Here is a 13,355-nt window from a genome sequence, read left to right on the forward strand (position 1 = left end):
ACGTTTATCACTTTTGCTTAATGATTAATTAGGCGTGACAATATTTGTCCACAGCTCAAATTTATCCATGCAAGAAATGACTTCATTTAATTTATTCGCATTGCCAATAATTTTCACCTTCTTCGCTTTCACCAGATCGGCCATTTTCGCCTGACCGACCAGCACGTCGTGCAGATCGCTGCGGCTCATGTAGAAAGAAGCGTCCACTTTCGGTTGCAGCGTTTTACGATAGTTCAACACGCTGTTTTCCAGCGATACGTTCATATTATCGTTATTGGAGAAATTAAAGTTCAGGCTAATGTTTTTGCCTGCGGCCTTGTCGCTGTCCAGACGTACCGCCAGATAATCCAGCAGCATCTCGACGGTCATGCCCTTGATCGTGTCGGAAGACTCTGTGCTGGCGTGTTCGAATTTCCTCACGCCTTCACGCAGCTCTTTCGCGCCGGTCAGATAGAAACCGCGCCAGGTGGCGGACTCTGCCTGATAGCCGAGCTGTTCGAAGGTATCTGCTTGCAGGTTTTTCGCGACCTGATCGCCCGGATCGGCTGCAATCACCTGTTTCAGCAGTTCGGATGCCCAACGGTAGTCGCCCTGGTTGTAGGCTTCACGTGCGAGGTTGATAGCATGTGCGGAGCCGCCCAGCGCTTTGACATAGCGTTTACCCATATCGACCTGACCATACGGATTCAGGTTGGCCGGGTTACCGTCGTAGTAGCCGAGGTAGAAGTTATACACCGCGCGGGCGTTATGGCTGACGGAGCCATAGTAGCCACGGCTGGCCCAGTTTTTATCCAGCGTTTCCGGCAGATGAATCATATTGCCGATTTCATTCATGGTGTAACCCTGATTCGCTAAATGCAGCGTCTGGTCATGAATGTACTTGATGGTATCGCGATATTTACCGATATAGTCATTGATGTGCTGATTTCCCCACACCGGCCAGGTGTGTGGCATAAACAGCACTTCAGCCTGAGAACCCCACTTATCCAGCGTTTCGTTCAGGTAACTGGTCCACTTCGCGGTATCACGGGTTTTCGCGCCGCGCAGAGTATAGAAGTTATGCAGCGTGTGGGTGCTGTTTTCCGCTGTACACAGGGCTTTCAGCGCCGGAATATAGAGGTGCATTTCTGACGGCGCTTCGCTGCCCGGGGCCATCAGGAATTCGAAATCCAGCCCGTCGATATTCAGTTTTTGACCGGTTTTGGTAATGATACGGGTTGGGGCGATGATTGTCGGGTCGCCGGTGGTGAGCGTAACGCCAAGACCGTTGCCGATATTGCCCTGCGCGTTATGTGGCAGCAGCAGACCGTAGGAGTAAAGCGCGCGGCGGCTCATGATATTGCCTGCCAGCACGTTTTCGCTGATCGCCTCTTCCATAAAGCCTTCCGGGGCAATGATTTGCACTTTCCCCGCTTTCACATCCGCTTCGCTGACAAGACCTTTCACGCCGCCATAGTGATCGGCGTGGCTGTGGGTATAAATCACGGCCACAATCGGTTTTTGTGGGCGATGCTTGAAGTAGAGGTCAAGGCTGGCTTTCGCTGCGTTCGGCGTTACCAGTGGGTCGATGACGATGATGCCCGTATCGCCTTCAATGAAGGTGATGTTGGAGATATCCTGACTGCGTACCTGATACATACGATCGGTGACTTTGAACAGCCCGGAGATACCGTTGACCTGCGACTGACGCCACAGGCTGGGGTTGATGGTATCTGGCGCTGGCGCATTGATATCAAATTGGTAATCCAGTGCGCGGTAATAGACTTTGCCATCTGGCGTCGTTAATTTTCCTTCATTTAATAGCGGAGCAATAAATCCGCGCTGCGCGTCTTCAAAATCCTGGCGATCGTTAAAGGGAAGGGATTTTATATAGTTCTGATTAATTTGCTGGGTGTATTTTGACGCAGCTTTTGCCTCTTCTTTGGCGTAGGCTATATTGACCATCATGCTACTGGCAGCGGTTAATGCAAGAACAATTCTGCTCAGGCGGAAAAACCGTGAGTTATTCATATAAATCTCCATTTTTCATTTGTCCCGTAAATATATGATCTATGCAAAATATGTCGTTTAAATCAGCGGGTATCATAATTTGAAAGTGAAGAGTTTAATAATAAGAAGTGTGAGCAGAATAAACCATTTTATTAGGCATTTGTGCTGAAGAGGGAAAAATAGACAGTTTTATTTTTTATGTAAATGATATGATTTATTTCATTCTTTTATTATATATACGGTGATATCGTTGGCACAGCGGGACAGTACGCTACTGTGCCAACGGTTTACTCATGGGCAATGAGCGCTGGACTACGGCAGATTTCGAAAAAAATGGCGATGTGCCAGTATCGCTGCGCCCTGTGCGCCGTTGAAGTCAGAGGATGAGGCTGCGATAAAACGCACAGCACCATGTGGCAATGGGCGGCGCAGATACTTTTGAGTCATCGCAATCAGCGTTTCATATGGGAATGCGGGCATATCCATCACACCACCGCCCAGAATCACAGCATCGGGATCGAATAGATTAATGCTGGTAGCAATGGCTCTGGCAGCGCTTTCCAGCAAACTCTGGACGAAAGGAACGTTTCCCGCATGGACGAACAGATCACTCAGAGCATAATTTCGGGGCTGCTGCTCGTACCAGCGTCTGAGTGCCAGCCCTGAGCATATCGTTTCCAGACATCCAGGGTTACCGCAGGCGCAATGGCGGGTCATATCCCCCAGAGGGATATGACCCAACTCACCCGCCACCCCGTGTGCACCTGTCCACGGCGCGCCGTTCATCCACACTGCGAACCCCATCCCCGTACCGAGATAGGCCGCCAGAACCAGTTGCTGCGTGAGGTGGTTTTCTTCTACATCCCACGAGAGTTGCAGGTTAACGTCGCGGGAAAACTCAACCGGACAATTCAGCGTATTTTCGAGCTTATCGGCGAGATCATCTAAATCAGCCGCTGTTAACGGCAGGTTAGGCGTAGAAATAATAGTGCGTTTATCTTTACTGACCAGCGCCGGAAATCCCATCACCAGGCCATGACAGCGAGCGTTAAAGCGCCTGAGTTGCTCGTTAATCATTTCGCCGATACCCGACACCAGGCCGGGAGCTATGGCTTCTGCGGTTCGCTTTTTTTCGCAGTGTAGTGTTTCGCCTTCCACTGTCCGCAGACAAAAGCGGATATGTGTTGCCCCCATATCCACGCCAGCTACAACGCTATGCTGTTTTTGCATGAGGCTGTACCTCGCTTTTTGCAGCCAAAATCTGCGCAGCCATGATTCTCCATGCTTCGCCGATAGTTTCCGCATGATTAAACAGACCGGAAGTACCGACGATAAAGACATCCGCCCCTGCAGCCATCAGTTTTTCGTAAGTTGCCTGGTTACAGGATCCGTCCACCTCAATTTCGTACTCCAGACCCTCTCGTTCACGCCATGCCTTCAGTTCAGCAATTTTATTAAGCATTTCAGGAATGAACGGTTGTCCGGCAAACCCGGGATCGACGGTCATGACGGTAATTTTATCTGCCTTGTGGATATAGTATTTCATGGCCTCTACTGGCGTTTCTGGATTAAGAATCAGCCCCACTTTCATGCCATGATGGCGGACTTCATCAATCAGGCGAAATGCCTGACCGTTGATAGTTTCCGGATGTAGAGTGATAAAATCCGCCCCTGCATGCGCCAGTTGAGTAATATAATCCTGCGGTCGCGTCACCATCAGATGGCAGTCGAGTGGTTTACTCGCCAGTTTTTTTACCTGGCTTACGAAGAATGGCGACAGCGTCAGATTCGGCACAAAGTGGCCGTCCATAATATCAATATGGAAGTAATCGGCATGGCTGTCGATAAATTCGATCTGTTCTTTAAACTTCAGCAGATCCATACACATTAACGAAGGGGAGATTTTCATTTTCAATTCCTTACTTACTGATAAGACGGTCAAGAGCGACAGCCGCAATAATTAATCCACCCATCACCACCAGTTGGTAATAGGTTTGTACCTGCAAAATATTCAGACCGTTGTTGATGGTGCCGATGATCAGCCCGCCAATCACCACAGAGAAAATGCGCCCCTTGCCGCCGAAGAAACTGGTGCCGCCAATGATGGCGCTGGCAATGGCATAGGTTTCAAAACCCATACCGGCAAGCGGTTCTGCGGCACCGAGTCGTGCAGTTGAGACGACACCTGCCAGACCTGCACAAACACCGGAGATGATAAACACCACCAGGATGTGGAATTTCACGTCAATCCCGGAATAGAACGCCGAGTTTTTGTTGCCGCCCAGTGCGTAGATGTTGCGCCCGAGCCGCATACGCGTTGTCAGAAACCAGAGGATGACCGCGACAATTAACGAGAAAATAACGGGAACCGGTATCCCAATTACGCTGGCGGCAAAGAAGTTCACGAAGTCAAACGAGAAGCCGTAAACTGAGTTGGCATCGGAGATCACAAGCGTAATCCCTCGAAAAATTGCGTTAGTGCCAAGGGTGATAATGAACGGATGTAGCCCTGTCCAGTTGACCAGACAGCCGTTAATCGCCCCCAGCGCGCCGCCAACCAGTACACCACCAATCAACGCCGCGAGGAACGGATCAACACCCGCTAACATGAGTTTGGCGGTCACCATACCGGAAAGCGCCAGGATCGCGCCAACCGAGAGGTCGATGCCGGCGACCAGGATAGCGAAGAACTCTCCCATCCCTATTAGTACCGTCACGGAACTTTGAACAAAAATCTGGGTAATGTTATTGGTGGTCAGAAAATATTCTGACGACAGTGAACCGAAGATGGCGACGATGATCGCGAGGATAAAAAATGTACCGTATTTATCCCAGAACAGCGCAAAGTTGAACGGTTTCTTTTCGCTCGCTTCGCTTTTTACTCTTGTGGTAATGCCCATGCCATAATCTCCTCTTCGCTCATGTCATCGCGATTAGTCAGGATTTTCGTCAGTCGTCCTTCGCAGAACACGGCGATGCGGTCGCAGACGGTGATAATTTCAGGTAATTCAGATGACACCATCAGGATGACTTTTCCGTCCTCCGCCAGTTGGCGCATCACTTTGTAAATTTCGGCTTTCGCGCCAACGTCAATGCCGCGGGTAGGTTCATCGAAAATAATCACTTCCGGGCGACAGCACAGCCATTTGGAGATCAGCACTTTCTGCTGGTTACCTCCGGAGAGTTCAGTAATGTTCTGGTTTACCGAATGGCATTTCAGTGCCAGCAGTTCGCGCTGGGCTTCAGCGGTATGTTGCTCGTCTACTTCATGAAATAAGCCCATCGCGCCTTTATAGCCGCCGTCTTTAAGGCTGCGGCTGATAGCCATGTTCTGAGCGATAGAAAAGTTGGGGAAAAAGCCGTTATCCCGTCGGCTTTCAGTGATGTAAGCCATCCCTTTTTTCACGGCATCCAGTGGTGAACGTGGAGAGATATCTTTACCGTTAAGACGAATTTCGCCACCTGCCCGTTTATCAACGCCAAACAGGCAATTCATCAGTTCAGTACGTCCGGAACCGACCAGCCCGGCGAAGCCTAATATTTCTCCCCGGCTGACGCTAAATGAAATATCCCGGACCCTTTTTTTGTCACGGCTGGTAACGTTGCGCACCTCGAAAACCGTATTGCCTGCAAGGTCGCTGACGTTTTCCTTCATCGCGTTAAAACGGTTTTGCAGTTCGCGGCCTACCATCAGACGGACGATATCGTCATTTGACACATCGCTCACCATGCCGCTGCAAACGCTGCTCCCGTCTTTCATCACCGTATAGCGGTCGCAAATGCGGCGAATTTCCGCCAGCTTATGCGAGATATAGACGATGGCCGTACCCTCTTTACGCAACTGATTCATGATCAGAAACAGATAGTCCACCTCTTTATTGGTGAGTGAGGAGGTGGGTTCATCCATGATGATGACTTTGGCGTCGAGCATCAGCGTCTTGGCGATTTCTAACATCTGTTTGTGGCTGATAGATAAGTTCGCCACTTTCTCATCTAAATCAACTTTCAGACCTACTCGCAATAACATCATGGCGGCGCGTATGCGCATTTCTCGCCAGTCAATAATATTGACGCCGCATATTTTTTTCGTCAGATGGCGACCGATATATAAGTTTTCCAGTACGGTTAATTCATCAATCACACTGAGTTCTTGATAAATGATCCCTATGCCGAGTTGTGCTGCTAATTTATGATCCAGTTTGTTATAGTTAATGTTATTAATGGTAATTGTGCCTTTGGTCGGCTCATGTATTCCCGATAACACTTTCATTAGCGTGGATTTACCCGCGCCATTCTCGCCTAATAACGCATGTATTTCATAAGGGTAAACCGTTAAATCAACCGATTTTAATGCGTGAACCGGACCAAAGGACTTGCCGATCCCCGCCATCGATATATATGGCGTGACCATAAATAACCTCTCTGCACTAAATATCGTGTTATTGCCTGATGGCGCTGCGCTTATCAGGCCTATGTTCAGGTTATTTTGTAGGCCGGATAAGATGCTTTAGCATCGCCATCCGGCATATTTCCAGACTTATTTGGTGACCAAAATTGAATCGACCAGTTTAAATTCCGGTGCTTTATCCAGCGGGATAACCTTGCCGGATTTCTCGGCATCAACCATCAACTTCAGACCCGTTGCGCCGATATCCGCCGGGTTCTGGGCAACCGTCGCGGTCATTTGTCCGGCTTCCACCATTTTTCGGGCTTCCGGAATTCCATCTGTACCGACGACCAACACTTTGCCCGTTTTTCCGGCGTTTGCGACTGCCTGAGCAACGCCCATTGCCATCGTGTCATTTGCGCAATAGATCGCTTTAATGTTCGGATTACGTTGCAACACGTTGGTGGCGACATCCAGTGCTTTAATGCGGTCCCATTCGGCAGGCTGACTGGCGACTAGTTTGATCTTGCTTGCTTTTTTGAAGGCTTCAGTGGCGCCATTACGACGCGCTTCACCCGAGGCGTTACCGGCCTTTCCCTCAATGATTGCGACTTCACCACCTTCAGCACCCAATTTGTCAATAATGAACGACGCGCCTTTCGCCCCGACAGCAACGTTATCGGTGGTCACAAAACCTTCCACATTGCCGCCTGCTTTTTTTAGATTATCCATGTCGATTTTTTCATCGAGATTGACCAGATAAATGCCTTTTTTCCATGCGCGAGCGACAGGCATGACAAGGTTCACCGAGGATAAAGGCGCAAAGGCGATGCCTTTGTAATTTTTATTACTGAGATCTTCGAATAACTGCAATTGGGATTGAAAATCGCCTTCTGAGGGAGAAGCAAAAATATCGACGCTGACGCCCAGCGTTTTTGCTTCATCCTCGATCCCTTTTTTCATATCCACCCAAAATGGATTAGAGAGAGTTTTCAAAACGACAGCATATTCGGCGGCAGCAAAAGCGCTGGTTGACAACATTAAGCCCACGAGTGTGCCACTGAAACATTTCAGATACTTATTCATAATAATGTTCTCACGGTAAGGGGGAGAGGTAATTCCTCAATAGCGGAATTACCTTCTTATTATTTCAGCGCGCCTGGTGAAAAGAAATCAACAATTGCGCCAGTTTTTTGCATGTTAATATTGGCTTGTTCAATGTTGAGCTGGGCAACAGAGACAAAAAAAGCGTCCAGCAAAGTTAGTTGTAATATTCTTGCCGAGGCATTACGACCTAATAACGGCGTTTCCGGGGCTGGTGAGCAAATAATATAATCGGCCAGTTTCGCTATCGGTGAATGATAGCTATGCGTTATACAAATAATCTTTGCCCCGTTCTTTTTGGCTAGTTCTACAGCAGCTTTTACATCACTGGTTCGCCCGGAATGGGTCACTACCAGCACCACATCTCCTTCCTGCAACAACGAAGCGGACATCATCATGATGTGAGCGTCAGGGTAGGCCTGGCAGCGTACTCCGATGCGCAAAAATTTGTGCTGTACGTCAGCACAGATTGCATTAGACCCGCCAGCACCGTACAAATCCCGCTGTCTGGCCTGATAGAAGAAGCGAGCGGCACGGTGGATTTCATCAACATTGACGATCGACTGACCTTCCATAATAGTGCGTAAGGTGATGTTAAATACCTTATTCACCACATCCTGCGGCGCTTCATCAAAAGCCAACTCGGAAGGTAACACTTGTTCTGACAGAGAAAAATAATCTTCTAACGCACTGCGCAAGTTGCGAAAGCCGCTGAACCCCAACAGCTTAGATACCTTAACTATCATCGCTTCAGATACCGCCAGAGCTTCTGCGACATCTTTAATTGCGGGTGCACAACTCAGGTTACCGGGTTTGAGTAACCACTCCACGATGCGGCTTTCGTTTTCTGTCATTCCTTCCTGCTTCATTCGCAGGTAAGGCGCTAACCCGATACCGTTTGGAAGCGCTGAAGCAAACTCTGACTGGCTCATTACGTTCTCTTGTCCTTGAAATGAAGACGCCACTATATCACCACAGCAAGAACAGAAAAGATGCTGTCGACTTCACAAAAAAATAAAATTTATAAAGTTTGATTTATTGTGAAAAGAAGTGCCTGACTCAGAACGTCACCTATTTTAACCTTATTAAAAACAGTGTGTTATTGGTTTGGCTTGTTTCCAGGTGATGAATGTTGTTGGTTGGAGTCTATCTTTTGCATTATTGCGCTGGCGGATGTAACTCTGTAAAACAGGTCTGGAAGGCGGATTTTATCGATTATGGGTGTTTTAAATTCATTTACATCACAAATGATTTTTATTTGTGAAGTGTTGCGAGTGTGGAGAAAATGGATGAAAAAGATTGCATTTGGCTGTGATCATGTTGGTTTCATTTTAAAACATGAAGTTGTGGCACATTTAGTTGAGCATGGTATTGAAGTTATTGATAAAGGCACATGGTCGTCAGAGCGTACTGATTATCCGCATTACGCCAGTCAAGTCGCACTGGCCGTTGCTGGCGGAGAAGTTGATGGCGGGATTTTGATTTGTGGTACTGGTGTCGGTATCTCGATAGCGGCGAACAAGTTTGCCGGGATTCGCGCGGTCGTCTGTAGCGAACCTTATTCCGCACAACTTTCGCGACAGCATAACGACACCAACGTACTGGCCTTTGGTTCACGAGTGGTTGGCCTCGAACTGGCAAAAATGATTGTGGATGCGTGGCTGGGCGCGCAATACGAAGGCGGTCGTCACCAACAACGTGTAGAGGCAATTGCGGCAATAGAGCAGCGAAGCAATTGAGATTCATCCACTACTTGCATGGATGAGTAATGACTAATGTGGATGAAGTTTCTTTCTGAGAATGGCTAATGAAACGCTATCCGCTATTTCTGTTATTTATCCAGCTCACGCTGGCTATCGTTCCTGCACATGCTGATGTGATTGATGATGCAATAGGCAACATCCAGCAAGCGATTAACGATGCTTACAATCCATCCAGTGACCGCGCCAGCGATGACGACGATCGCGACTACGACGACGGGCGCTATCGCGGTGATAACAGCCGCCAGCAATATGACGATCGCCGTCGCCAACTGGAAGATCGACGCAGGCAACTTGATGACCGCCAGCGCCAGCTTGACCAGGAACGTCGGCAGCTAGAGGATGAGCGGCAGAGGCTGGAGGATGAGTATGAGCGATGAGGTTGGGTTAGGTGCTGGCATGAACCCCTCACCCTAACCCTCTCCCACAGGGAGAGGGAACCGACCGTGCCAGAGATTAAGTATATGCAGTTTTCTCCCTCTCCCTGTGGGAGAGGGCCGGGGTGAGGGCATCAGCGCGCACATGACCAACCCTATTACGCCACCCCAATCACCATCCCATCAAACCCCGCCTCAACCCCCGATGGCAGCGCATTTTCCATCAGCCACGCATCAAAACGGTGGCTGATGTGCGTCAGAATCACGCGCGGTGAACGGATAATCTCATTCAGCGCCAGCACGGTGTTTAAATCGCAGTGATTACGCGGCACATCCTCGCGCGGCGGATGGCTGCAATCAATCACCATCACCTGCGGATGATTATTGAGTAAAAATTTCACCGTGTTTTCCGGCAGGCCCGCGGTGTCAGACAGCCACGCCACCCGATTGTGCGCCGTTTCCAGTAAATAGCCGAATGTGAGTTTCGAATGGTTGAGCGGCAGCGGCGTGACCTGCAACCCCTGCAAATCAAACACCACAAACGGCTCCACCGTGTGGCTGAAATCAAGCAGTCCCGGATGTTTAAACAGATCGTCGCAGCCCTGTTCATCCGGTGGACCGTAGACCGGGATTGTGTCGCCCACGCCCCAGCGCAGCGGGAACAGCCCCTGCACGTGATCCATATGGTAGTGCGTCAGTAAAAACTGCCGGAAGGATCCGGGCGACCAGCGATCGGCGAGATCGTGCAGCCCGGCGTCGATCAGGGTGATCGAGTCGTTAAAATTTACTACGCCGCTGCATGGCTGGCGGCGATACTGCGGCGAGCGCCGTGCTCTGACGCAGGCCGCGCACTCGCAGCCCCATGCCGGAACGCCCTGTGCGCCGCCGGTGCCGGTGAGCGTGAGGGTCAGGCTCATATTACAGCGCCTTAGTGAAGCGGAAATGGCTCTGCTCGTAGCCTTCGCGCAGATAGAAACGGTGTGCGTCGCGGCGCTTCACGTTGGTGGAAAGCTCAGTCATTTCGGCCCCGGCCTGGCGGGCTTCTTCTTCTGCCCATGCCAGCAACTTGCTGCCAACGTTTAAACCGCGCGCCTGCGGCATCACCACCAGTTCCTGAATTTCGCCGATCCAGTTGATATGATGCAGATGAAACTGTAAATGCAAGCCGATCATGCCGACAACTTCGCCATCCAGCAGCGCCAGATGGTAGCGCATGTTCGGGTCGCGCAGATTGGCGTTAAATCCCACGCGAAACGCGTGGTGGTCAAACTCCGCCTGTTTTAGCTCGCAAATCAGCGCGTAAACCGCGTCGGTGTCGTACTGCGTGGCCGGGCGAAGCTCACAAGCAGGCATGGTGTTTCTCCTTCTGATGAATCAGCGTCAGCAGCGTGTCGACCGACTGGCGCAGGCTGCCGTCATTATTGAGCGTATGGCAATCCTGAGGAGTATAGCGGGCGGCGCGCGCGAGTCGGGCGTTAATTTCTGTCGCGTTTTCACGGCCACGGTTTTCCAGGCGCTGGCGCAGGATCTCTGGCGAAACCTGTAAACAGATGGGCAGCAGCGCCGATTGATAGCGCGCCAGCGCCTGCGGCAGATGGGCGCGTGAACCGTTGACCACCACGTCGAATCCGGCGTGCAGCCAGAGGTCAATCTCCAGCCCGACACCATAATAGTAGCTATTAGCATGCCAGCTTAATGCGAAGAGTTGCTGCCCCGCGCGGGCAAAAAACTCCTGCTCACTCAGGGCGATATGATTTTCGCTTCCGGCGCTGGCATCGCGCGTGATGTAGCGATGCGCCACCAGTAACTGAGTTTGTTCCCGCAGGCGGAGCTCCGCCAGCAGGCTATCTTTCCCGGAGCCGGACGGCCCCATCAACCAAATCAGTTTTCCCATCATCAAAACACCCTTTTTCCCTGACGCCAGACGTGGTCGATATGAATGTGATTGCCCTTGCGGTGCGCCAGCACCAGGTCGGCGCGTTTGCCCTCGCCAATCACCCCGCGATCCTGAAGATTCAGCGCCTGGGCCGGATTTTTGGTCACCAGCTTCACCGCCTGCGGCAACGTAAAGCGGTTGCTCTCGCCATCGGCGACGCGAAATGCCGCATCGAGCAGGCTGGCGGGGTAGTAGTCGGAAGAGAGGATATCCAGCAGACCAAGCTGTGCCAGTTCACTGGCCGCCACGTTGCCGGAGTGCGAACCGCCGCGCACAATATTCGGCGCGCCCATCAATACATTCATGCCATGCTTGCGCGAAGCTTCCGCCGCTTCGAACGTGGTGGGAAATTCGGCGATTACGCTGCCAAGCTGGTGGGATTCGGCAACGTGCGCGTGCGTAGCATCATCGTGGCTGGCGAGGGCAATTTGTCGCGCGCGGCATATTGCGGCGATGGTTTCGCGATTCGGCTGCGACCAGCGTGCGGCAAGCGCCAGTTGTTCCTCTTCGTACTGCTGCATCTGCGCATCGGTGAGCGAGTATTTGCCCTGGTAATATTCGCGATACTTCTCGCGATTGGCGAACTGGCGCTGGCCCGGGGAGTGGTCCATCAGCGACACCAGCGTGACCGGCTCGCGCTGCACCAGTTTTTCAAACAGCGGCAGCGTGGTGTGATGTGGCAGTTCACAGCGCAGGTGCAGACGGTGCTCGGCGCGGTTGACGCCGCGTTTCTGCGTCTCTTCGACGGCGTTGATCATCTTCTCCAGATTCTCCAGCCGATCGCCGCCGTCGCGCACGTCGCCAATCGCCACGGCATCCAGCACGGTGGTGATGCCGCTCGCCACCATCAGCGCGTCGTGGCTGCTCATCGCCGAGTGGGCAGGCCAGTCCACTTTCGGGCGCGGAGTGAAGAATTTATCGAGGTTGTCGGTATGCAGCTCAATCAGCCCCGGCAGCAGCCAGCCGCCTTCGCCGTCCATCGCCTCTGGCAGGCGGCTCTGGCTTTCGGCAAAGGCGCGAATTTCGCCGTCCTGCACCTCCAGCGAACCGTGTACCACTTCGTTTTCCAGCACCAGTTTGACGTTATTGATAATCATGCAGAGGCTCCCATTGGGTGGAGGCGGTCGGCGACGTCATTGCGTACGGCTTCGTCGTGGAAGATGCCGACGATGGCTGCGCCGCGGGTTTTAGCTTCGCGGATCAGTTCCACCACCGCGGCGCTGTTTTTGGCGTCCAGCGAGGCGGTGGGTTCATCCAGCAGCAGAATCGGATAGTCGACGATAAAGCCACGAGCGATGTTGACGCGCGGCTGTTCGCCGCCGGAGAAGGTCGATGGTGCCAGGTGCCACAGGCGTTCAGGCACGTTCAGGCGCGTCAGTAATCGGGCGGCTTTAGCGGCGCAGGCTTCACGCGGAACGCCGGTATCGAGCAGCGGCTGCATCACCACTTCCAGTGCCGAAATACGCGGGATGACCCGCAGAAACTGGCTCACCCAGCCGACGGTGGTTTTGCGGATTTCCACCACTTTGCGCGCTGGCGCGGTGACCAGGTCTACCCACTCGTCACCATGTTTGATCTGGATTTGCCCTTCGTCGGGCAGATAGTTGGCGTACAGCGAGCGTAGCAGAGTTGATTTGCCGCTGCCGGAGTGACCGTGGAGCACCACGCATTCGCCCGCGTTGACGGTGAGCGAGGCGCGTTGTAAGACGGGCAGGCGCACGCCGTTTTGCTGGTGCAGGATGAAGGTTTTACTGACGTTTTGTACGTTAATCATTTTTCGCCTCGTGGTTCGCATGTTTGGG

General features: G+C 51.8%; 14 protein-coding genes. 2 read left to right on the forward strand and 12 right to left on the reverse strand.

The window, feature by feature from the left end; all coding sequences use genetic code 11:
* Positions 1–24: 24 nt before the first annotated feature.
* The 7 genes from F0Q32_RS02390 to alsR form a co-directional block, all read right to left on the reverse strand.
* A complete protein-coding gene (locus tag F0Q32_RS02390; RefSeq protein WP_149461810.1) occupies positions 25–2,010 on the reverse strand; it encodes an alkyl/aryl-sulfatase in 1,986 nt (661 codons plus the stop codon).
* Positions 2,011–2,301: 291 nt separating this feature from the next.
* Complete coding sequence (gene alsK / locus F0Q32_RS02395; protein WP_149461811.1) at positions 2,302–3,219, reverse strand: allose kinase; 918 nt, start codon at positions 3,217–3,219, stop codon at positions 2,302–2,304.
* Positions 3,203–3,898, reverse strand: a complete 696-nt coding sequence (gene alsE, locus F0Q32_RS02400; protein WP_149461812.1) for a D-allulose-6-phosphate 3-epimerase — start codon at positions 3,896–3,898, stop codon at positions 3,203–3,205. The genes alsK and alsE overlap by 17 nt, the downstream gene beginning before the upstream one ends.
* Positions 3,899–3,908: 10 nt before the next feature.
* Positions 3,909–4,889, reverse strand: coding sequence for a D-allose ABC transporter permease (alsC, locus tag F0Q32_RS02405; RefSeq protein ID WP_149461813.1), 981 nt, complete (start codon positions 4,887–4,889; stop codon positions 3,909–3,911).
* Positions 4,868–6,400 (reverse strand): D-allose ABC transporter ATP-binding protein AlsA, encoded by a 1,533-nt coding sequence (alsA, locus tag F0Q32_RS02410; RefSeq protein WP_149461814.1) that lies wholly within the window; start codon positions 6,398–6,400, stop codon positions 4,868–4,870. Before alsA ends, alsC begins: the two co-directional genes overlap by 22 nt.
* 126 nt (positions 6,401–6,526) lie before the next feature.
* Positions 6,527–7,462 carry a D-allose transporter substrate-binding protein gene (gene alsB, locus F0Q32_RS02415; protein ID WP_149461815.1) on the reverse strand — a complete coding sequence of 312 codons (936 nt, stop codon included), beginning with the start codon at positions 7,460–7,462 and terminating at the stop codon, positions 6,527–6,529.
* 59 nt (positions 7,463–7,521) lie between these two features.
* Positions 7,522–8,412, reverse strand: a complete 891-nt coding sequence (gene alsR, locus F0Q32_RS02420; protein WP_149461816.1) for a D-allose utilization transcriptional regulator AlsR — start codon at positions 8,410–8,412, stop codon at positions 7,522–7,524.
* 357 nt (positions 8,413–8,769) lie between these two features.
* On the opposite strand from alsR, the gene rpiB reads away from it, so the two are divergent.
* Entirely contained in the window at positions 8,770–9,219 is a 450-nt protein-coding gene (rpiB, locus tag F0Q32_RS02425; RefSeq protein WP_149461817.1) for a bifunctional allose-6-phosphate isomerase/ribose-5-phosphate isomerase RpiB, read from the forward strand.
* Between the two features lie 68 nt (positions 9,220–9,287).
* Positions 9,288–9,620 (forward strand): DDRRRQL repeat protein YjdP, encoded by a 333-nt coding sequence (yjdP, locus tag F0Q32_RS02430; protein WP_149461818.1) that lies wholly within the window; start codon positions 9,288–9,290, stop codon positions 9,618–9,620.
* 155 nt (positions 9,621–9,775) lie between these two features.
* Here yjdP and phnP read toward each other — a convergent pair whose 3' ends face one another.
* The 5 genes from phnP to phnL are packed head-to-tail and all read right to left on the reverse strand — an operon-like array spanning position 9,776 to position 13,327.
* Positions 9,776–10,534, reverse strand: a complete 759-nt coding sequence (gene phnP, locus F0Q32_RS02435; protein WP_149461819.1) for a phosphonate metabolism protein PhnP — start codon at positions 10,532–10,534, stop codon at positions 9,776–9,778.
* Between the two features lies 1 nt (position 10,535).
* A complete protein-coding gene (gene phnO, locus F0Q32_RS02440; protein ID WP_149461820.1) occupies positions 10,536–10,970 on the reverse strand; it encodes an aminoalkylphosphonate N-acetyltransferase in 435 nt (144 codons plus the stop codon).
* Complete coding sequence (phnN, locus tag F0Q32_RS02445; RefSeq protein WP_149461821.1) at positions 10,957–11,514, reverse strand: ribose 1,5-bisphosphokinase; 558 nt, start codon at positions 11,512–11,514, stop codon at positions 10,957–10,959. The genes phnO and phnN overlap by 14 nt, the downstream gene beginning before the upstream one ends.
* Complete coding sequence (phnM, locus tag F0Q32_RS02450; protein WP_149461822.1) at positions 11,514–12,650, reverse strand: alpha-D-ribose 1-methylphosphonate 5-triphosphate diphosphatase; 1,137 nt, start codon at positions 12,648–12,650, stop codon at positions 11,514–11,516. The genes phnN and phnM overlap by 1 nt, the downstream gene beginning before the upstream one ends.
* A complete protein-coding gene (phnL, locus tag F0Q32_RS02455) occupies positions 12,647–13,327 on the reverse strand; it encodes a phosphonate C-P lyase system protein PhnL (protein WP_149461823.1) in 681 nt (226 codons plus the stop codon). Before phnL ends, phnM begins: the two co-directional genes overlap by 4 nt.
* Positions 13,328–13,355 lie beyond the last annotated feature (28 nt).

The organism is Pseudocitrobacter sp. 73, assembly GCF_008369545.1.
Lineage (GTDB): Bacteria > Pseudomonadota > Gammaproteobacteria > Enterobacterales > Enterobacteriaceae > Pseudocitrobacter > Pseudocitrobacter vendiensis.

What these genes read in the sequence shown, in the direction of transcription:
- rpiB (WP_149461817.1), top strand. Translation starts at nt 8,770, where the DNA reads ATGAAAAAGATTGCATTTGGCTGTGATCATGTTGGTTTCATTTTAAAA.
- alsC (WP_149461813.1), bottom strand. Translation starts at nt 4,889, where the DNA reads ATGGGCATTACCACAAGAGTAAAAAGCGAAGCGAGCGAAAAGAAACCG.
- alsE (WP_149461812.1), bottom strand. Translation starts at nt 3,898, where the DNA reads ATGAAAATCTCCCCTTCGTTAATGTGTATGGATCTGCTGAAGTTTAAA.
- phnM (WP_149461822.1), bottom strand. Translation starts at nt 12,650, where the DNA reads ATGATTATCAATAACGTCAAACTGGTGCTGGAAAACGAAGTGGTACAC.
- phnO (WP_149461820.1), bottom strand. Translation starts at nt 10,970, where the DNA reads ATGCCTGCTTGTGAGCTTCGCCCGGCCACGCAGTACGACACCGACGCG.
- alsA (WP_149461814.1), bottom strand. Translation starts at nt 6,400, where the DNA reads ATGGTCACGCCATATATATCGATGGCGGGGATCGGCAAGTCCTTTGGT.
- alsR (WP_149461816.1), bottom strand. Translation starts at nt 8,412, where the DNA reads ATGAGCCAGTCAGAGTTTGCTTCAGCGCTTCCAAACGGTATCGGGTTA.
- phnL (WP_149461823.1), bottom strand. Translation starts at nt 13,327, where the DNA reads ATGATTAACGTACAAAACGTCAGTAAAACCTTCATCCTGCACCAGCAA.
- phnP (WP_149461819.1), bottom strand. Translation starts at nt 10,534, where the DNA reads ATGAGCCTGACCCTCACGCTCACCGGCACCGGCGGCGCACAGGGCGTT.
- alsK (WP_149461811.1), bottom strand. Translation starts at nt 3,219, where the DNA reads ATGCAAAAACAGCATAGCGTTGTAGCTGGCGTGGATATGGGGGCAACA.
- phnN (WP_149461821.1), bottom strand. Translation starts at nt 11,514, where the DNA reads ATGATGGGAAAACTGATTTGGTTGATGGGGCCGTCCGGCTCCGGGAAA.
- alsB (WP_149461815.1), bottom strand. Translation starts at nt 7,462, where the DNA reads ATGAATAAGTATCTGAAATGTTTCAGTGGCACACTCGTGGGCTTAATG.
- yjdP (WP_149461818.1), top strand. Translation starts at nt 9,288, where the DNA reads ATGAAACGCTATCCGCTATTTCTGTTATTTATCCAGCTCACGCTGGCT.
- F0Q32_RS02390 (WP_149461810.1), bottom strand. Translation starts at nt 2,010, where the DNA reads ATGAATAACTCACGGTTTTTCCGCCTGAGCAGAATTGTTCTTGCATTA.